Source organism: Shinella zoogloeoides (assembly GCF_020883495.1).
Taxonomy (GTDB): domain Bacteria; phylum Pseudomonadota; class Alphaproteobacteria; order Rhizobiales; family Rhizobiaceae; genus Shinella; species Shinella zoogloeoides.
In genome coordinates this window covers 2,019,921-2,038,904 of sequence record NZ_CP086610.1, presented here as the reverse complement: position 1 = coordinate 2,038,904, position 18,984 = coordinate 2,019,921, and the positions used below count along the sequence as shown (strand labels likewise).

15 protein-coding genes and 1 other RNA gene are annotated in these 18,984 nt (G+C 65.1%); 11 read left to right on the top strand and 5 right to left on the bottom strand.

From position 1 onward, the window contains the following. Positions 1 to 228: 228 nt before the first annotated feature. From K8M09_RS10235 to K8M09_RS10220, 4 genes are all read left to right on the top strand, one after another. Positions 229 to 1,404, top strand: a complete 1,176-nt coding sequence (locus tag K8M09_RS10235) for an efflux RND transporter periplasmic adaptor subunit (protein WP_160785979.1) — start codon at positions 229 to 231, stop codon at positions 1,402 to 1,404. After that, entirely contained in the window at positions 1,404 to 4,562 is a 3,159-nt protein-coding gene (locus K8M09_RS10230; protein ID WP_160785978.1) for an efflux RND transporter permease subunit, read from the top strand. Before K8M09_RS10235 ends, K8M09_RS10230 begins: the two co-directional genes overlap by 1 nt. A 79-nt stretch (positions 4,563 to 4,641) precedes the next feature. After that, positions 4,642 to 6,063 carry an FAD-binding oxidoreductase gene (locus K8M09_RS10225; RefSeq protein WP_160785977.1) on the top strand — a complete coding sequence of 474 codons (1,422 nt, stop codon included), beginning with the start codon at positions 4,642 to 4,644 and terminating at the stop codon, positions 6,061 to 6,063. Between the two features lie 42 nt (positions 6,064 to 6,105). Next, positions 6,106 to 9,885 (top strand): AsmA family protein, encoded by a 3,780-nt coding sequence (locus tag K8M09_RS10220; protein WP_160785976.1) that lies wholly within the window; start codon positions 6,106 to 6,108, stop codon positions 9,883 to 9,885. Between the two features lie 28 nt (positions 9,886 to 9,913). Here K8M09_RS10220 and K8M09_RS10215 read toward each other — a convergent pair whose 3' ends face one another. From K8M09_RS10215 to K8M09_RS10195, 5 genes are all read right to left on the bottom strand, one after another. After that, positions 9,914 to 10,165, bottom strand: coding sequence for a ribbon-helix-helix domain-containing protein (locus K8M09_RS10215; RefSeq protein ID WP_160785975.1), 252 nt, complete (start codon positions 10,163 to 10,165; stop codon positions 9,914 to 9,916). A gap of 129 nt (positions 10,166 to 10,294) precedes the next feature. Next, positions 10,295 to 10,507 carry a DUF4169 family protein gene (locus K8M09_RS10210; protein ID WP_160785974.1) on the bottom strand — a complete coding sequence of 71 codons (213 nt, stop codon included), beginning with the start codon at positions 10,505 to 10,507 and terminating at the stop codon, positions 10,295 to 10,297. A gap of 9 nt (positions 10,508 to 10,516) precedes the next feature. After that, positions 10,517 to 11,038, bottom strand: a complete 522-nt coding sequence (locus tag K8M09_RS10205) for an SspB family protein (RefSeq protein WP_160785973.1) — start codon at positions 11,036 to 11,038, stop codon at positions 10,517 to 10,519. Positions 11,039 to 11,148: 110 nt separating this feature from the next. Continuing rightward, positions 11,149 to 11,509: a transfer-messenger RNA gene (ssrA, locus tag K8M09_RS10200) on the bottom strand. A 29-nt stretch (positions 11,510 to 11,538) separates the two neighbouring features. Beyond that, entirely contained in the window at positions 11,539 to 12,867 is a 1,329-nt protein-coding gene (locus K8M09_RS10195; protein ID WP_160785972.1) for a putative bifunctional diguanylate cyclase/phosphodiesterase, read from the bottom strand. A gap of 234 nt (positions 12,868 to 13,101) precedes the next feature. Here K8M09_RS10195 and K8M09_RS10190 point away from each other — a divergent pair, with 234 nt between their 5' ends. The 7 genes from K8M09_RS10190 (at position 13,102) to K8M09_RS10160 (ending at position 18,943) form a co-directional block, all read left to right on the top strand. After that, the gene (locus K8M09_RS10190; RefSeq protein WP_160785971.1) at positions 13,102 to 13,413 is read left to right on the top strand and encodes a DUF2853 family protein; all 312 of its coding nucleotides are present in this window, start codon (positions 13,102 to 13,104) and stop codon (positions 13,411 to 13,413) included. An 87-nt stretch (positions 13,414 to 13,500) separates the two neighbouring features. After that, positions 13,501 to 14,295 carry a thymidylate synthase gene (locus K8M09_RS10185; RefSeq protein ID WP_160785970.1) on the top strand — a complete coding sequence of 265 codons (795 nt, stop codon included), beginning with the start codon at positions 13,501 to 13,503 and terminating at the stop codon, positions 14,293 to 14,295. A 15-nt stretch (positions 14,296 to 14,310) separates the two neighbouring features. Next, positions 14,311 to 14,832 (top strand): dihydrofolate reductase, encoded by a 522-nt coding sequence (locus tag K8M09_RS10180; RefSeq protein WP_160785969.1) that lies wholly within the window; start codon positions 14,311 to 14,313, stop codon positions 14,830 to 14,832. Between the two features lie 198 nt (positions 14,833 to 15,030). Then, positions 15,031 to 16,149: an FtsH protease activity modulator HflK gene (gene hflK, locus K8M09_RS10175; protein ID WP_160785968.1), complete on the top strand. Its 1,119-nt coding sequence runs from the start codon at positions 15,031 to 15,033 to the stop codon at positions 16,147 to 16,149. Next, a complete protein-coding gene (gene hflC, locus K8M09_RS10170) occupies positions 16,149 to 17,090 on the top strand; it encodes a protease modulator HflC (protein WP_160785967.1) in 942 nt (313 codons plus the stop codon). Before hflK ends, hflC begins: the two co-directional genes overlap by 1 nt. 10 nt (positions 17,091 to 17,100) lie before the next feature. Then, positions 17,101 to 17,289 carry a DUF2065 domain-containing protein gene (locus K8M09_RS10165; RefSeq protein WP_160785966.1) on the top strand — a complete coding sequence of 63 codons (189 nt, stop codon included), beginning with the start codon at positions 17,101 to 17,103 and terminating at the stop codon, positions 17,287 to 17,289. Between the two features lie 115 nt (positions 17,290 to 17,404). Beyond that, entirely contained in the window at positions 17,405 to 18,943 is a 1,539-nt protein-coding gene (locus K8M09_RS10160; protein ID WP_160785965.1) for a DegQ family serine endoprotease, read from the top strand. Positions 18,944 to 18,984 lie beyond the last annotated feature (41 nt).

Here is an 18,984-nt window from a genome sequence, read left to right as displayed (position 1 = left end):
AAAGCTATCACAAGCGCAAGGCGGGTCCAGACCCGCGCATGCTCGCAAAAGGGGCAGGGCGGGAAGATTTCTCCAAGTTTTCCTGCCTTTGCATAACGCCGCCGCCCGCCAACCTTACAATTCCGTAATGATCGTATTCTTTCATTGCCGGTTCATTTCCAAAGCGGGATACTTGCCTTATGTCGCGGTGCAGCAAGCGGCGGTTCGCTTCCATCGGAGAGAGATTGCATGCGGGTTTGGAAACAGCTCCTCATAAGCCTTGGCGTCCTTTCGGCCGGGGTCTTGCTCTGGGGCCGCTTCGTGCCCGGGGCGAATGGCATGCTGGAGGCCGCGGGCCTGCCCGGCCCGCTCGTCGCCGCGATAGCGCCGGCCGGTGACGGCAAGGCCGGGGGCGACAATGCCGGGAGCGGGGCAGGCGGCGGACAACGCGGCGGCTTCGGCGGCGGGCCGGCGCTGGTGGTGACCAAGCCGGTCACCATCGCCACCGTCAACGACCGGCTGAACGCCATCGGCGACGGCGAGGCGATCCGCACGGTGACGGTGACGCCCTATGCCACCGGCAACCTGACCGAAGTCCTCGTCGAATCCGGCGACCGGGTGGAGCAGGGGCAGGTGATCGCCCGGCTCGACAACGACGAGCAGAAAATCGCCGCCGATCAGGCGCGTGTCGCCCTTGAAAGCGCGCAGCAGAAACTGACGCGCGTGGAAAACCTGCGCGCCTCGGTGAGCGTTGCGGAATTGCAGGACGCCCAGACGGCGCTGAAGGCTGCCGAACTGGCGCTGCGCAATGCCGAGCTGACGCTGAGCCGCCGGGACATCACCGCGCCCTATGGCGGCGTGGTCGGCATCATTTCGGTCAATCCCGGCGACTATGTCACGACCTCCACGGCCATCGCCCGCATCGACGACCGCTCGGAAATCCTCGTCGACTACTGGGTGCCGGAGCGTTTCGCGACCAGCGTGCGGGTCGGCGGCGCGGTCACGGCGACGGCCGTGGCGCGGCCGGGCGAGACCTTCACGGGCACGGTGCAGGCGGTCGACAACCGCATCGATCAGGAAAGCCGGACCTTGCGCGTGCGCGCCCGCATCGACAATCCCGAGGACCTGCTGCGCGCCGGCATGTCCTTCCAGGTGACGATGCGTTTCGAAGGCGACCTCTATCCGAGTGTCGATCCGCTTTCCGTCCAGTGGAGCGCCGATGGTTCCTATATCTGGCGCGTGAAGGGCGAGAAGGTGGAGCGCGTGCCGATCCGCATCGTCCAGCGCAATCCCGACAAGGTTCTGGTGCGCGCGGAGCTTGCCGAGGGCGATCAGGTCGTCACGGAAGGCCTGCAGACGCTTCGTCCGGGTGGCTCGGTCCGCACGGCGGAACAGAAGGCGCCCGTCGCCACGGAGGGCACGTGATGTCGGGGGAGACGGGCGGACTGAACGATACCGGCAAGGCCGGCTTTACCGCGCTCTTCATTCGTCGGCCGATCTTCGCCCTCGTCCTCAATACGCTGATCGTCGTCGCCGGCCTTGCCGCTTTCAACGGCGTTGAAATCCGCGAACTGCCCTCCGTCGACCAGCCGGTCATCAGCGTGTCGACGGATTTCGACGGCGCGTCGCCGGAGACGGTCGACCGCGAACTGACGGATGTCATCGAAGGCGCGGTGTCGCGCGTGCAGGGTATCAAGGACATTTCCTCGGTCTCGTCCTTCGGCCGCAGCCGCGTCACGCTGCAATTCTCCGAGACCACGGACGTCAACCAGGCCGCCAACGACGTGCGCGACGCGCTCGGCCGCGTGGCGAACCAGATTCCCGACGGCGCCGACGAGCCGCGCGTGGTGAAGGCGGACGCCGACAGCCAGCCGATCATGCGGCTTGCGCTGACCTCCGACACCCGATCGCTCGAAGACCTGACGCTGCTGGCCGAAAACGAGATCACCGACCGCCTCGCCTCCGTCGAGGGTGTCGCCGATGTCGTCGTCTATGGCGACCAGGAGAAGATTTTCCGCGTGGACGTCGATCAGGCCAAGCTCGCTGCGCGCGGGCTGACGGTCGCGGACCTGCGCAATGCGCTGGCGACTGCCGCCTTCGACGTGCCGGCCGGCTCCCTGAAGAGCCAGAGCCAGGACATCACCGTGCGCGCGACGGCGGACCTTGCCACGCCCGCCGATTTCGAGAACCTCATTCTCAAGAATCGCGTGCGTCTCGGCGATATCGCCATGGTGACGCTGGGACCGGACGAAGGTTCGACGGCGCTGCGCTCGAACGGCCGTCAGGGCATCGGCCTCGGCATCATCCGGCAGGCGCAGTCCAACACGCTCGACATTGCCGAGGGCGTGAAGGAGATGGTCTCGCGGCTTGGCGCGGTGCTGCCGGAAGGCACGCAGCTCAAGATCACCAGCAACGATGCCGTCTTCATCGACGGGGCCATCCATGAGGTCGGGATCGCACTCGTCGTCGCCGTGCTGATCGTGACGCTGGTCATCTATCTCTTCCTGCTCGACTGGCGCGCCACGCTCATTCCGACGATCAGCATGCCCATCGCGCTGGTCGGCACCATCGCGGCCATCTACATGGCGGGCTTTTCCGTCAACATCCTCACGCTGCTTGCCATCGTTCTGGCGACGGGCCTTGTGGTGGACGACGCCATCGTGGTGCTGGAGAACATCGTGCGCCGGCGCGCCGAAGGGTTGCAGCCGCGCGCGGCGGCCATTCACGGCACGCTTGAAGTGTTCTTCGCCGTCATCGCGACCACGGCGACGCTCGCCGCCGTCTTCGTGCCGCTTTCCTTCCTGCCCGGGCAGGCGGGCCGGCTGTTCCGCGAATTCGGCTTCGTTTTGGCCTTCGCCGTGCTGCTCTCGTCCTTTGTGGCGCTGACGCTCTGCCCGATGCTCGCCTCGCGCCTGCTGACGAAGGAGGTGAAGCACGAGCATGACGGTGTCCTCGCGCGCATCGGCGGCGCGGCCTCGCGCTTCTACCGCCGGACGCTCAGCGCCTGCCTTGGCGCGCCGCTCATCGTCTTCATGGTGGCGGTGCTCTTCACGGCGGCCGGCGCGACCTCCTTCTTCACCATCAAGTCGGAGCTGACGCCGAGTGAAGACCGCTCCATGGTGATGCTGCGCGTGAACGCGCCGCAGGGCGTATCGCTCGACTATGCGCAGGACCAGATGAAGCTGATCGAGAACCAGCTTCGCCCGCTCTACGACAGCGGCGAGATCGTCAATATCTTCTCGATTTCCGGGCAGGGCGGCTCCACGAACAGCGGCTTCATGGTGCTGACGCTCGCGCCTTGGGGCGAGCGCGACCGCACGCAGCAGCAGATCGTGCAGGATATCAACAAGGCCGTAGGCACGGTGCCCTCGGTGCGCGCCTTCGTCATCCAGCCGAACAGTCTCGGCATTCGCGGGGCGGGCAACGGGTTGCAGGTTGCGCTGGTCGGCAACGACTATACCAGGCTCGGCAATGCGGCGGCGGAACTGGTGCGCAAGATCGAGGACAGCGGCCGCTTCCAGAACGTGCGCCTCAACTACGAGGCCAACCAGGCGCAGCTTTCCGTGACGGTGGACCGCGAACGCGCCGCCGACCTCGGCATCGACATTACCGGCCTTTCCGCCGCCTTGCAGGCGATGCTGGAGGGCACGAGCGTCGTCGACGTCTATGTCGAGGGCCAGTCCTATCCGGTCAAGCTCTCCTCCACCACGACGCCGATCAACGACCCGATGGACCTTGAGAACATCTTCCTCAAGACCGGCGACGGCAAGATCGTGCCGATGTCCTCCATCGCCACGCTGGAGGAAAAGGCCGTCGCGCCGCAGCTTTCGCGCGAGCAGCAGCTTCGCGCCGTCTCGCTGTCGGCCGGCCTGAAAGACGGGCTTGCGCTCGGCGATGCGCTGAAAATGGTGCAGGAGATGGCCGAGCCGCTGCTGCCGGACGGCGCGCGCCTGATGCCCATGGCGGAAGCGGCGACGCTGCAGGAGAATTCGAGCGGCCTTATCGTCACCTTCGGCTTTGCGCTCGCCATCATCTTCCTCGTGCTGGCGGCGCAGTTCGAAAGCTTCGTCAGCGCCATCATCATCATGGTCACGGTGCCGCTCGGCCTTGCCTGCGCCGTCTTCGCGATGATCCTGACGGGGACGACGCTGAACATCTACAGCCAGATCGGTCTCGTGTTGCTTGTCGGCATCATGGCGAAGAACGGCATTCTCATCGTCGAATTCGCCAACCAGCTTCGCGACCGCGGGCAGGATATCCGCAGCGCCATCGAAAACGCTTCGAACGTGCGCCTGCGCCCGGTTCTGATGACGATGATCGCCACCGTCGTCGGCGCGGTGCCGCTGGTGCTGGCGAGCGGGGCAGGCGCGGAGGCGCGCATCTCGCTCGGCTGGGTGCTTGTCGGCGGCCTCGGCCTTGCGACGGTGGTCACGCTCTACCTGACGCCGGTGGCCTATCTGGTCATCGCGCGCTTCACCAGCCCGCATGCGGACGAGGAAAAGCGCCTTGCCGCCGAGCTGGAGCATGCGCGCACGCTCGGCCGGCGCGAGGAGGACGCCGCCCTGCCGCAGGCGGCGGAATGATCGCCCGGGGCGGGAAATTGCGGCTGGACAGCGCAGCGCCAATTTGCTGAGTAATCCTCGAAGAGTTGAGGATGACATCATGGCACTGGCGGATATCAGCAGCGGCGCGCGGAACGAAAAGGGCATTGCCGAGGCGCTGCCGCGCCTTGCGGCGCGTTTTGGCGCAAGGTTCCAGACCGGCGAGGCGATCCGCGCCCAGCATGCCCATACGACCACCTATATTCCCGCCCAGCTTCCCGACGGCGTCGTCTTCGTGGAAAATGCGGAAGAGGTGCAGGCCGTCGTAAAGCTCTGCGCCGAGCTGAAAGTGCCGGTCGTACCCTTCGGCACCGGCTCGTCGCTGGAGGGGCAGGTGAATGCGCCTTATGGCGGCATCTCCATCGACTTCTGCAACATGAAGCGGGTTCTGGAGGTGAATGCCGAGGACCTCGACTGCACCGTCGAGCCGGGAATCACCCGCGAGGAGCTGAACACCTATCTGCGCGATACCGGCCTTTTCTTCCCCATCGATCCGGGTGCTAACGCCTCCATCGGCGGCATGGCCTCCACCCGCGCCTCCGGCACCAATGCCGTGCGCTACGGCACGATGAAGGACAATGTGCTGGCCCTGACCGCCGTGACGGCGACCGGCGAGGCGATCCGCACCGCCCGGCGCGCGCGAAAATCCTCGGCCGGCTACGATCTCACGCGTCTTCTCGTCGGCGCGGAAGGCACGCTCGGCATTCTCACCTCCGTCACCCTGCGTCTTCAGGGCATTCCGGCCGTGATCGCCGGCGGTATCTGCGGTTTTCCGACACTGAAGGATGCGTGCGATGCCGTGATCATGACGATCCAGCTCGGCATTCCGGTGGCCCGGATCGAGCTTGTGAATACGCTCCAGATCAAGGCCTGCAACGCCTATTCGGGCCTGACCCTGCCGGAACAGCCGACGCTCTTCGTCGAATTCCACGGCAACGAGGAGAGCGTGCGCCTGCAATCGGAAGAATTCGGTGCCATTGCCGCGGAATATGGCGGCGGTGCGTTCCAATGGACGGCGGATGCCGAAGAACGGGCGAAGCTCTGGAAGGCGCGGCACAATGTCTATTGGGCTGCGAAGGCGCTCCGGCCGGGTTATTCCGTGATCGCGACGGATGTCTGCGTGCCGATCTCCCGCCTTGCCGATTGCGTGGCGGAAACCGAGCGGGATATCGACGAGCACGGCTTGCTCGCCCCTATCGTCGGCCATGCCGGCGACGGCAATTTCCATGTCAGCCTCGTCTTCGACGACAAGGACCCGGCGCATGTCGCCGCCGTGGAAGCCTTCGTCGGCCGGCTGAACGCCCGCGCGCTCGCCATGGACGGCACCTGCACCGGGGAGCACGGCATCGGGCAGGGCAAGCAGGCCTTCCTGCCCATGGAGCTAGGCGGCTCGGTCGAGCTCATGCGGCAGATCAAGCAGGCGCTCGACCCGGACAACATTCTCAACCCCGGCAAGATTTTTTCGGTCAGGACGGCACAATAGCCGCTATGTTGCGGCGGTTGAACGGAAGTCGAGGCATGCGGCGTGCTTTCTAGGATCGGGCTTATTGTCGGCGGCGTGGTGGTCGTGGCGCTGTTTGCGGCGCTGCTTGCTCCGCTCTTCATCGACTGGACGAGTTTCCGGCAGGATTTCGAGCGCGAGGCGAGCCGCATCATGGGCCGCCCCGTCACCGTGCATGGCAGCGTCGATGCCCGGCTGATCCCGTTTCCCTCCGTGACGCTGAACGACGTGCGCGTCGGCGCGCCGGAGGATGGCAAGCCGCTGGTCGAGGTGGCGCGCTTTTCCATGGATGCCGAGCTTGCGCCCTTCCTTTCCGGCGAGGCGCTGATCTTCGACATGCGCATCGAGGAGCCGAGGGCGCGCATCAAGCTCTTTTCGGACGGCACGCTGGATTGGGCGCGCGGCCGCAAGTCCGCCATTCCGGCCAAGACGGTCATTCTTGAAAACGTGTCGATCACCGGCGGCGAAATCGAATTCGTCGACGAGCAGACGGGCCGCACGCGCCATGTCACGGGCCTCGATGCGCAGATTTCGGCAAAGTCGCTCGCCGGGCCGTGGCGCATCGACGGACGCGCGGCGCTGGACGGGGAAAGCGGCGCTTTCCAGCTTTCGAGCGGGCAGGTGGAGAATGGCGCGCTTTCCATGCGTGCCCGCATCGTGCCGGATCGTTTGGCCTTCACCGCCGATCTCGACGGTGCGCTCAAGGTGGTGGATTTCCGTCCGCAATATCAGGGCGGCTTCACCATCTCCGAAAAGCCGCGCCCTAAGGGCGAGAAAGCCGCCGATCCGATCCGCGTCGCCGGCAAGTTCGAGCTTTCGAACGAGCGTATCCGCGTGCCGGAATACCGCCTGGAAGCCGGGCCGCATGAGGACCCCTACGTGGTGACGGGCGAGGCGACGCTGGATACCGGCCGCGCGCCGGAATTCCTGCTGATCGCCGATGGCCAGCAGATCGACGTCAGCCGCATCGGCAACAGCGGGGAGACCGGCAAGACCGGCCGCAACCCGCAGGTTTCCGCCCGCCAGCGGCTTCAGGCGCTGCTCACCATTGCCGCCGATATCCCGATCCCGCAGGTGCCGGGCCGCGCCAGCCTCTTCCTGCCGGCCGTGGTGGTCGGCGACACGACGGTGCGCGAGATCCGGCTGGATGTGAAGCCGGATGGTGACGGCTGGCGGATCGAGCGGGCCGATGCGCTGCTGCCGGGCCGCACGGCGCTGGAGGCCAAGGGGCGGCTGACCCTGCGCGGCGATCGCGCCTTCGTCGGCGACTTGCTCGTCGCCTCCAACCAGCCCTCGGGCCTTGCGGCCTGGCTCGCCGGCTCGGTGGACCCGGAAATCCGCAAGCTGAAGACCGCCGGTTTTTCGGCGAAGGTGAACCTTACCGATGCGTTGCAGCGCTTCGAGAATCTCGAAATCGCTGTCGGCGGGGCCTCGCTGACCGGCCGGATGGAGCGCGAATCCCGCCCGGATGCCGCGCCCACGCTATCGCTGAAGCTCAGCGGCAATGAAGTCGAGCTGGAATCCTTGCAGGCTCTCGTCGGGCTTGTCGCGGGCGATGCCTCGCTTTCCACCGTGCTTGGTCATTCCATCGCGCTCGATCTTGAGGCGGACACTCTCCTTGCCTTCGGGGAAAGCGCCGAAGGGGTGCGGGCCGTGCTCTCCGCCAAGGACGGCCTCATGACCGTCGACCGCCTCGACGTGGCCTCGCTTGCGGGTGCGGCGCTTGGCGCGCGCGGCACGCTCGGCGGCTCGCTTGCCGCGCCGAGCGCCGGGCTGGATGTCACGCTGAAGGCGGAGGCGATGGGGCCGGTGGCGGCGCTGCTGGCGCGGCATCTGCCCGCCCATCCGCTGTTGTCCCGCTTCGTCGCCAATGCCGGCTACTATGACAATGCGGACCTTGCGCTACATGCCGCCATCTCTGGCGAGAAGGCGGGCATCACGCTCAAGGGGCCGGTGAATGACGGGCGCATCGAACTGAACCTGTCGGCGGCGACCTTCGCCGATCTTCTCGCGGGGCGCGGCTTCGACCTGACGGGCAGCCTCTTCCATCCGCAATCCGTGGTTCTCGCGGGACAGATCGGCCTCGATCCGCTGCCCTTTGACGGCGACCCGGATGGCAGTGTCACCTTCCGCGTGACGCAACCGCAGGACGGCGCGGCGACGGTCTTGGCCGCCTTCAAGGCGGGCAACACGTCGATTTCCGCCGAGGGCACGGCAGCGCTCGCGGCGGAAGGCTTCCTGAACGGCGCGCTGGCGCTTGCCGTCCAGAGCGACGATATCGAGCCCTATCTGATGATGAACGGCATCGCCTTGCCGCAGTCCGGTGCCGGTCTGCCGCTGACCTTGCAGGCATCGGTGGCGACGGGCGCGGATAGCATTGCGATTAAGGATATCGCGGGCAAGGCCGATCGCAACGCCTTTTCCGGCAATCTCACGCTCGACCGTACGGCCGCGATGCTGAAGGGCGCAGGCGCGCTGCGCTTCGATACCGTCGATTTCGCCTTCCTTGCGGAGGCGGTGGCCGGATCGGTGACGGATATTGCCGAGGGCGGGCTGAGCGCGGCCCCGCTGGCACGGCCGGTTCTGGAAACGGCGGATGTGTCCGTCGCGCTGGAGGCCGGTTCCTTCTGGCCCGGCCTTTACGGCGTGGTGGAAGGCTTCAAGGGTAATCTCGCCTGGAAGGGCGGCGAGCTGGCACTGACCGACATGGCGGGCGACTGGCTGGGCGGCAGGCTTTCGGGCCGTATCAAGCTGGCCAATGCGGATGAAAACGGCCTGTTCGAGGCGCGCGCCACGCTTGCCGGGGCCGATCTGTTGAAAATGGTGTGGTCGGGCGCCGATGGCGCGGTCGCGGGCGGCAAGGCCGATGTGACGCTCGCCGTCGATGCTTCCGGCAATAGCGTGCGCGCCATGGTCGAGGGGGCGAGCGGTTCGGGCGAGATCAAGGCCGCCGACTTCACGATCCGCGGCGTCGATACCGGCGCGCTGCCGGTGCTGCTGGCGGCGGCGGACCGGATTGAGGGGGATATCACGCCGGAGCGTGTCGTAGGCTTTGCCGCCGACGCCATTTTGCAAAGCGAGGCGGCGCTTGGCGCGGTGCGCATCCCCTTCGCGCTTTCCGGCGGCAGGCTTCGCGTACAGAGCGCGACGGCGGAAGATGCGCGTGCGGTATTCTCCGGCGATGCGGATATCGATCTTGCGGGCGATGCCATGACGGGGCGGCTTTCCGTGACCTACAAGGCCGGCGAGGACGCTCTGGCCGGTGCGGAGCCGGAAGTGGCGCTCGCCTATCGCGGCCTTGTTGAAGCGCCCGGCGTCGAATTCGACGTGCAGCCGCTCGCCAACTTCCTTTCGCTGCGCCGCTTCGAGACGGAGCGCCGACGCGTGGAGACGCTGCAGGCCAATGTGCTTGAGAAGCAGCGCCTGCGGCGGGAGGCGGCGCTGTACCGCGCGCGGGCGGAGGCCCGTGCCGAGCAAGCCGAAGCCGAGCGCCTGCGGGCGGAGGATGAGGCGCGCCGCCGTGCGGAGGCGAACGAGCGTTTCGAGGTGCAGCGTGCGGCCGAAGAGGCCGAGCGGGCCAAGCGCAAGGCCGCGGACGATGCCCGCCGGTTGCTGGAGGCGCAGGAGGAGGCGCGCCGGCTTGCCGAACAGCGAGCCTCGGAAGAAGCGCGCAAGGCGGAGGAGGAGGCGAAGCGCCGCCGCCTGCCGGTCTCGCCGGAAGAGGGAGTCGAGCGCGGCGGCGAACTGCCGCCCGTTGGCGGCGGTGAGGACTTGAATTTCGATGTGCTGCCGGGTGTGAATTAGGGTATTTCCAAGAGGGCGCGCGGCGGCTTTACGCCGAGGGTGCGTGCCCGTCCTCAGCGGAAACGCTGCCGGCCTTCTGTTTCAGCCATTCCAGCACATGCAGGCGCAGCGCTGAGGAAAGATTGTCGTCGGGGCCGCGCGTATCGTCGATCTCGCGCAGCAGCGCGGCGAGCGTCAGGCCACGCTCCTCGGCGATGCCCTTCAACTCGTCATGGAAGGCCGGTTCGAGCGAGAAGCTCGTGCGATGGCCGTGCAGGGTGGTCGAATATTTGCGGATCATGCTTTCCCTGCAGGACGATGGTGTGTGCTTCCGGCGGAAGCACACAGGCCGAAACGGCGTGAAAACACGCGAGGCGATTGTCAGGTTGATTCCGGTTTTCCCGGCAAGACTTTGAGATCGCGGGGAAAGTCAGTCCGCCGCGTCGTCGGGTCGTTCGCCGTCAGGCCGCTCAAGGCGGCCCTGATCGAGCGTCTTTTCCGCCTTCTCGTTAAGGGCGCGTGTCAGCGTCTTCTCCGCCTTGGTCCGGCCGAAGGCGATGCGGTTCTGCTCGGCCGCCTTCTCCTTGTCGGAGCGGGCCTTCTGCTTGCGGAACTGGCGGAGATTGACGACGTCGCCGCTCATCGGAAAGGCTCAGTTCTTCTTGCGGAAGGAATCGAGCGAGACGACCGAACCGCCCTTGTTGTTGTCGCCACCAGTCGGCGGCACGGGCTCCTCACCGGAATCCTCGGCCTTTTCCGGGGCGGCGGGGTAGGCGGTGATCTCCGCGGAGTGATCCTCATCCTCTTCCTCGGCGGCCGGCACGTCGAATTCCAGCTCGAAGCTGACGGACGGGTCGTAGAAGCCGCGGATGGCGTTGAAGGGGATGACCAGCTTTTCGGGCGTGTCGGAGAAGGAGAGGCCGATCTCGAACAGGCTCTCGGTGACCTTGAGGTCCCAGAACTGGTGCTGGACGACGATGGTCATCTGTTCCGCATACTTGGCCTTGAGGTGCTGCGAGATGCGCACGCCCGGGGCGTTGGTGAGGAAGGTAATGAAGAAATGGTGCTCGCCGGGCAGGTGGCCCGTGACCGCAACCTCGGACAAAACCTTGCGAATGACGCTGCGCAGCGCGTCCTGGGCGAGAATGTCGTAGCGAATGTGGTCTTGCGCCATCCGTTCCTGTCTTTCTTCCTGCCTTTGTATTCAGGCATTCTTCGTTTTTCTCATGCCTTCCGGCACGAGTCATCTGGCACAGCTATAGACCATTTCAAGGGATTGGAGAAGGTGAAGGCTTCTGTTGCCAGGTGCCTTCGGACCCCGCCTGCCGGTGCGACCCGTCAGGACTTTGAGTGAAGTGTCACACCGCGATTAAGCAGCGAGACGAGCTTCCGCATAGTTGTCGTTTGCAACTACAAGTTTAGCCCGATAACGGTGGTACAATGCCGAGCAAAAAGTCGATCTTTACGCCCTTGTCGATCCTATTTCGCCCCCATCAAAAGCCGGTCCGTCAAGGTCGACCGGTTTTTGGTGGAGGCGCCGGGTACCGCCCCCGGGTCCAATGGGTTTATTACACCGCCCGTTTATTGCCATAGCTGCCGAAGCAGCACCTCACATATAGGCATTCCCGCCGCGCAAGGAAAGGGCTTTGTGACAGGGATTTTTTCGAAGCCGGGTCAGGCGCTTGCGGCCGGCGGCGGCGGTTCGCCGATCCATTGTTTCTGGAACTCGGCAAAGGGCACGGGGCGGCCGAAATAATAGCCCTGGAAGGCGGTGCAGCCGTAAGATTGCAGCAGCAGCAACTGTTCCTTCGTCTCGATGCCCTCGGCGACGACCGAGAATTCCAGCATGCCGGCAATGTCGAAGATGCTTTTCAAGAGGATGCGGTTGCGCTTGCTCTCCGGCGCTTCCTGCACGAAGGAGCGGTCGATCTTGATTTCGTGGACCGGCAGGCGGCGCAGGTGGCTGAGCGAGGAATAGCCGGTGCCGAAGTCGTCGAGCGAGATGGTGATGCCGGCGGCGCTCAGCGCGCGCATCTTTTCCGCCACGATGTCGATATCGGCGGCCATCATGCTTTCGGTCAGTTCCAGCTTGAGGCGGGTCGGGTCCAGGTCGCGCGCGGCGATGCGCGCCATCAGGGTATCGACGAAATCCGGCTTCATGAACTGGTCGGCATTGACGTTGATCGCCAGTTTCAGATGGCGTGTCGCCGGGTCCTGCTGCCAGAAGGCGAGGGTCCGGCAGGCTTCGCCCAGCACCCAGTCGCCGATTTCCGGCATCAGGCCCGCCTGCTCGGCGGCGGGGATGAACGCGGCCGGCGGGATATGGCCGCCATCCGGCCGCCTGCGGCGCAGCAGGGCTTCCGCGCCGGTCGTCACGCCGGCTTCGTCGACCTGCGGCTGGTAGAACAGCTCGAATTCCCGGTTTGTGAGCGCGCTCCTGATATCGCGCGCGATGTCCAGGTTCCGGGCGAATTTCAGCCGCATCACGTAGATCGCGCCGCACAGCATGGCGACGGCGATGATCGAATTGATCCAGGTGCCGAGGGTGCGGAATTCGTCCGGAATCGGCCGGGCGAAGGGCACGGAGACATGGGTGCTGGCGAACACCACGAAGGAGAGGAGGCAGAGCGCGATGACGGCGAACTGGAAGCGCGAGCGCTCCCGCTGGTAGTTGATGTAGCCGAGCAGGGCGAGGACAAGGAGGAAAAGGTGCGTGACGCGCGGCGCCACGCCGTTCGGCACGTCGAAGACGAGACAGAATACGAGGATGATGGCCAGGAACGAGGCCTGCGAGAAGAGCAGGGCTGCCGAAAGCCGGCGCCGGCGCGCGAGCATAAAGCTCATGAGGGCGACGGCGATGACGGCGATATCGATGGCGACGAGCGCCCAGGCATGCCGCAGCGCGAAGACGACGCCCCAGCCGAACGACATTCCTGCCACGGCGAGGCAGGCTATGCCGTAGGCCAGCCAGAATTTCTGCGAATAGTCTTCGGCCTTGCTCACCTGCCGCTACCGTCGTTGCCCGCGGCATGTCCACCTTTGGCCGCATGAGGCACCTTTACGGCCTATTCCTTCAGAAAGTGCAAAAATGGCGAAGTAAAACCGAGCGATGTGATGATCGCGCATTCGGCGGACGGAGCATTCATTCGTGCTTGACTTGCCATTCCGGCGTGAAAACATGGCGGCGCGGCATGTCCATCATGATGACGGACGCCCAGTGACCGTAGAGGAGACAGCATGACCGACTATCTCGCAAATGTCCGCAAGTATGACAGCGGTGCCGACGAGGCCATCGTCAAGAAGATCGTGACCCATCTCGGCATTGCCTTGCGCAACCGTGACTCCTCCCTGGTCTCCTGCACCGATCCCGAAGAGCTGGGCCGCGTCAAGGAGAAGTGGTGCGGCAAGAAGCTCGGCATTACCGGGGATGCCGCCGACAAGGCGGTCGAGGCGGTGTGCAAGGCGATGGCCGACGACCGTACCAAATCGCGCGTGACCTTCTACTACCTCACCGCCAAGGAACTCGGAAAACTCGGCGCGCTTGCCTGAGGAAAGCCGGGAAAAATCCATTTCACCCTTTGGCCGCCGCCGCTTCGGCTCTAGTATCTTACGCTGGACAACGAATCGACGGCGGTCATGCAGCAATATCTCGACCTTCTCGCCCATGTGATGGAAAACGGCTCCGACCGCGGGGACCGGACCGGCACGGGCACGCGCGGCGTCTTCGGCTACCAGATGCGCTTCGACCTTGCCGAAGGTTTCCCGGTGCTGACCACCAAGAAGCTGCACCTGCGCTCCATCATCCATGAACTGCTGTGGTTCCTGAAGGGCGACACCAACATCGCCTATCTGCGCGACAACGGCGTGACCATCTGGGACGAATGGGCGGACGCCAACGGCGATCTCGGCCCGGTCTACGGCTACCAGTGGCGCTCCTGGCCGACCCATGACGGCCGCCATCTCGACCAGATCGTCGCGGTGGTCGACAGCATCCGGAACAATCCGAACTCGCGCCGCCATATCGTCTCGGCCTGGAACCCGGCGCTGGTCGACGAAATGGCGCTGCCGCCGTGCCATTGCCTGTTCCAGTTCTACGTTGCGGACGGCAGGCTCTCCTGCCAGCTCTACCAGCGCTCCGCCGATATCTTCCTCGGCGTGCCCTTCAACATCGCCTCCTATGCGCTGCTGACCATGATGGTGGCGCAGGTGACGGGCCTCCAGCCCGGCGATTTCGTGCATACGCTCGGCGACGCCCATATCTACGCCAACCATTTCGAGCAGGTGCGCACGCAGATGACGCGCACGCCGAAGCCGTTGCCCTTCATGAAGATCAACCCCGATGTGAAGGACCTTTTCTCCTTCAAATTCGAGGACTTCGAACTGGTCGGCTATGAAGCCGATTCAAGCATCAAGGCGCCCATCGCCGTCTGATTTCGGGAAAGCCGCATGAGCCAAGCCAAGATCGTCCTCGTCGTCGCAGTCGCGCGGAACGGCGTCATCGGCCGCGATGGCGACCTGCCATGGCGGCTTCCGTCGGACCTGAAGCGCTTCAAGCAACTGACGCTCGGCAAGCCGGTGCTGATGGGCCGCAAGACCTGGGAGTCGATCGGCCGCCCGTTGCCGGGACGCCCGAACATCGTCGTCACCCGCGACACGGCGTTCTCCGCGCCCGGCGCGGATGTCGTCGCCTCGCTCGACGAGGGGCTGGCCGTGGCGGGGCGCGAGGCGCGGCTGCTCGGCGTGGACGAGATCTGCGTCATCGGCGGCGGACAAATCTATGCGCAGGTCTTCGACCGGGCCGATATCCTGCATGTCACCCATGTCGAGGCGGATGTGGAGGGCGACACGCGCTTTCCCGCAATCGACCCTGCCGTCTTCGAGAAGGTTGTGGAAGAACCCATTCCGCAGGGCGAAAAGGACAGCCACGCCATGCGTTTCGTCACCTGGCGTCGGAAAACATCCGCATAAGGCGCGTCGATCACGAACTATTTTGCCGCACGGGCGCGCAACGCGCCGCGGATTTGTTGAAAGGTGCCCGTGGGATACCTATAACGGGTTCACCTAGCGTTGCGCGGCGAAACAATCTGCGAAACGCTCAGAACAAGCGATGGGGCGTTTTCGCGTTTGGCGGGAACGCTTCAAGGGGATTTAACGAAAGAGGTATTGATGCCCTGGAGCAATCAGAACGGCGGCGGCGGCCCTTGGGGCGGCGGCGGCGGTGGAAACAATCAAGGACCGTGGGGGCAGGGACCGAACCGCCCGCGCGGCGGTGGCGGCGGCAATGGCGGCCCGCCCGACCTTGAGGAAATCATCCGGCGTGGCCAGGACCAGCTCAAGAACGTCATGCCCGGCGGTTTCAACGGCGGCATCGTGGTCATCGCGCTCCTGCTTCTCGGCGTCTTCTGGCTGATGAACGCCATCTACACCGTCCAGCCGGACGAGCGCGGCGTCGAGTTGCGCTTCGGCAAGCCGAAGCAGGAAGTCTCCATGCCCGGCCTGCATTTCCACATGTGGCCGTTCGAGACCGTCGAAGTCGTCAAGATCACCGAGCAGCAGCAGAATATCGGCCGCCGCACGGCATCGTCGAATTCCGACAGCTCCGGCCTGATGCTGACGGGCGACCAGAACATCGTGAACGTGCAGTTCTCGGTGCTCTATTCCGTCACCGATCCGCAGGCCTACCTCTTCAACCTCGAATATCCGGCCGAAACGCTGCAGCAGGTCTCCGAAAGCGCCATGCGCGAAGTCGTCGGCCGCCGTCCGGCGCAGGATATCTTCCGCGACAACCGTCAGGCCATCGCCGAAGGCGTGAAGTCGACGATCCAGGCGACCATGGACGCCTATGGCGCCGGCATTTCCATCAACACCGTCGCCATCGAGGATGCGGCCCCGCCGCGCGAAGTGGCCGACGCGTTCGACGAAGTGCAGCGCGCCGAGCAGGACGAGGACCGCTTCGTCGAGGAAGCCAACCAGTACGCCAACCAGAAGCTGGGTCTTGCCCGCGGTCAGGCCGCGCAGATCCGCGAAGAGGCGGCCGCCTACAAGGACCGCGTCGTCAAGGAAGCGGAAGGTGAAGCGGCACGCTTCCTTTCCATCTACGAGCAGTACAAGGCCGCTCCCGACGTGACGCGCAAGCGTCTCTTCCTTGAAACCATGGAAGGCGTGATGAAGAGCTCCAAGAAGGTCATCATCGACGAGCAGCAGAACGGACAGGGCGTGGTTCCCTTCCTTCCCCTCAACGAACTTGGCCGGACGACCGGCCAGCAGGCGGGAGGCACTCAGTAATGGGCAATCGCGTAACGGCCATCCTGATCGCCGCCGGCGTTCTTCTCTTCATCGTCTATTCGTCGGTGTTCGTCGTGAACGAGCGCCAGCAGGCGATCGTCATCCGCTTCGGCCAGATTCAGGACGTCAAGTCCGAGCCGGGCCTCTATTTCAAGCTGCCCTTCGGCTTCATGGATGCCGACAGCGTCCAGTATATCCAGGACCAGGCGCTGCGCTTCGACCTCGACGACATCCGCGTCCAGGTTTCGGGCGGCAAGTTCTATGAGGTCGATGCCTTCGTGGTCTACAAGATCACGGATGCCCGCCGCTTCCGCGAAGCAGTCTCGGGCGACCGGGAATCGGCGGAAGCGCGCCTGCGCACCCGTCTCGACGCGGCGCTGCGCCGGGTCTACGGCCTGCGCGGCTTCGAATCCGCCCTTTCGGAAGAGCGCGCTTCGATGATGCGTGAAGTGCGCGGCGAACTGGCGAACGACGCCTCCAACCTCGGCCTCACCATCTCCGACGTGCGCATCCGCCGTACGGACCTGACGCAGGAAGTCTCGCAGCAGACCTACGACCGCATGAAGGCCGAGCGTCTTGCCGAAGCCGAACTCATCCGCGCCCGCGGTAACGAAGAAGGCCAGCGCCGCCGCGCCATCGCCGATCGTCAGGTCGTCGAGTTCGTGGCCGCTGCCCAGCGCGATTCGGAAATCCTGCGAGGCGAGGGCGACGGCGAGCGCAATCGCGTCTTCGGCGAAGCCTTCTCGCAGGACGAGGACTTCTTCGAGTTCTATCGCTCGATGATCGCCTATCGCGACTCGATGAACTCGCCCGACACGACGCTCGTCCTGTCGCCGCGTTCGGAGTTCTTCCGCTTCTTCGAGGATGCCTCGGGCAGAAGGCCGGCGGCCGCCTCGGGTGCGACGAACGGCGCGGCGGCGACGCCCTCCACGGCAAACTGAGAACGCTTCCATGTCCGATTTCCTGACGGGGATCGCGTTCTTCATGATCATCGAGGGGCTGGTGTACGCACTGGCCCCTTCGGCTTTGAAGCGCATGGCGGAATATCTGCCGCAGATTCCGGAAAACCAGCTTCGAACCTCCGGTCTCGTCGCCGTCGCCCTCGGCGTCCTGATGGTGTGGTTCATTCGCGGCGTATGAAAGCGCCCTTGCGGGCAGGGGCGAAGACGGGCAAGACTTCGCGGCAAATCATTATAGCGGACTGATTTTTGCCGTATCCGGGGCAAACACTCGCCGTGACAGCAAGACAAAGAGGATGCCGAACATGGCTTTGAAGACGAGGTCCAGCGCAGCCCACGCGGCGCTCGCGCTCGCGGTGAGTTTTTCGCTGGTCGCGGCAGGTCCGCTCGCCGTTCCGGCGGCGGCCGAGGTGAAGCCGGCCGGCCCGGAATCCGTCGCCGATCTCGCTGAAGGCCTGCTCGACGCGGTGGTGAACATCTCCACCTCGCAGAACGTCAAGGACGAGGACAAGGGACCCGTTCCGCAGGTGCCGGAAGGCTCGCCCTATCAGGATTTGTTCGACGATTTCTTCAAGGGCGAGGGCGGCGAAGGCTCCAACCAGCCGCAGACGGTCAATTCGCTCGGCTCCGGCTTCGTCATCGATCCCTCCGGCTTCATCGCCACGAACAATCACGTCATCGAGGGCGCGGACGATATCGAGGTGAATTTCGCCAACGGCTCCAAGCTGAAGGCCAAGCTCGTCGGCACGGACCCGAAGACGGACCTTGCGCTTTTGAAGGTCGAGCCGAAATCGCCGCTGAAGGCCGTGCCCTTCGGCGATTCCCGCACCATGCGCATCGGCGACTGGGTGATGGCCATCGGCAATCCGTTCGGCCTCGGCGGCTCGGTCACGGTCGGCATCATTTCGGCGCGCGGCCGCAACATCAATGCCGGCCCCTATGACAACTTCATCCAGACGGACGCCGCCATCAACCGCGGCAATTCCGGCGGTCCGCTCTTCAACATGAAGGGCGAGGTCATCGGCATCAACACGGCGATCATCTCGCCCTCCGGCGGCTCCATCGGCATCGGCTTCTCCGTCCCGACCGAACTGGCGCAGAACATCTTCACCCAGCTTCGCGACTTCGGCGAGACGCGCCGCGGCTGGCTCGGCGTTCGCATCCAGCCCGTCACCGACGATATCGCCGAAAGCCTCGGCATGACCGAGACCAAGGGTGCGCTGGTCGCCGGCATCATCAAGGGCGGGCCGGTCGATAACGGCTCGATCCAGACCGGCGACGTCATCGTCCGCTTCGACGGCAAGGATGTCCACGAGATGCGCGACCTGCCGCGCGTCGTCGCCGAAAGCCCGATCGGCAAGGCGGTGGATGTCGTGATCCTGCGCAACGGCAAAGAGATGACCGTCAAGGTCACGCTCGGCCGCCTGGAGGACGGCGAGGATACGGAGGACGCGGGCGCCGAGGCGACGCAGGACGAGAGCACGACCGAGGAGGGCGCGACCCCCGAGACCGGCGAGCAGGCCGAGCCGAAGAAGACCGGAACGGTTCTCGGCATGGGCATCGGCGACCTCGACGAGGACGCGCGCAAGTCCTTCGGCATCGTGGAAAGCGTCAAGGGCGTGGTGATCACCGAGGTCGCCCCGGATTCGGCTGCCGCCGAGCGGGGTATCGCGCCGGGCGACGTGATCGTCGAGGTCGGGCAGGAAACCGTCACCACGGTGGAGGAAGTCAGGAGCCGCGTCGCCAAGCTGAAGTCGGAGGACCGCCGCAACGCGCTGATGATGATCGCCAATCCCAGCGGGGCGCTGCGCTATGTCACGGTGCGCATCGACTGACGGGAAAAGCCGAGTCCCGTCAGGGGCTTGGCGGCAGCTTT

Coding starts and splice junctions, on each gene's coding strand:
- K8M09_RS10185 (WP_160785970.1), top strand. CDS start 13,501: ATGCAGCAATATCTCGACCTTCTCGCCCATGTGATGGAAAACGGCTCC.
- K8M09_RS10210 (WP_160785974.1), bottom strand. CDS start 10,507: ATGAGCGGCGACGTCGTCAATCTCCGCCAGTTCCGCAAGCAGAAGGCC.
- K8M09_RS10235 (WP_160785979.1), top strand. CDS start 229: ATGCGGGTTTGGAAACAGCTCCTCATAAGCCTTGGCGTCCTTTCGGCC.
- K8M09_RS10230 (WP_160785978.1), top strand. CDS start 1,404: ATGTCGGGGGAGACGGGCGGACTGAACGATACCGGCAAGGCCGGCTTT.
- K8M09_RS10180 (WP_160785969.1), top strand. CDS start 14,311: ATGAGCCAAGCCAAGATCGTCCTCGTCGTCGCAGTCGCGCGGAACGGC.
- K8M09_RS10165 (WP_160785966.1), top strand. CDS start 17,101: ATGTCCGATTTCCTGACGGGGATCGCGTTCTTCATGATCATCGAGGGG.
- hflC (WP_160785967.1), top strand. CDS start 16,149: ATGGGCAATCGCGTAACGGCCATCCTGATCGCCGCCGGCGTTCTTCTC.
- K8M09_RS10215 (WP_160785975.1), bottom strand. CDS start 10,165: ATGATCCGCAAATATTCGACCACCCTGCACGGCCATCGCACGAGCTTC.
- K8M09_RS10160 (WP_160785965.1), top strand. CDS start 17,405: ATGCCGAACATGGCTTTGAAGACGAGGTCCAGCGCAGCCCACGCGGCG.
- hflK (WP_160785968.1), top strand. CDS start 15,031: ATGCCCTGGAGCAATCAGAACGGCGGCGGCGGCCCTTGGGGCGGCGGC.
- K8M09_RS10205 (WP_160785973.1), bottom strand. CDS start 11,038: ATGGCGCAAGACCACATTCGCTACGACATTCTCGCCCAGGACGCGCTG.
- K8M09_RS10190 (WP_160785971.1), top strand. CDS start 13,102: ATGACCGACTATCTCGCAAATGTCCGCAAGTATGACAGCGGTGCCGAC.
- K8M09_RS10225 (WP_160785977.1), top strand. CDS start 4,642: ATGGCACTGGCGGATATCAGCAGCGGCGCGCGGAACGAAAAGGGCATT.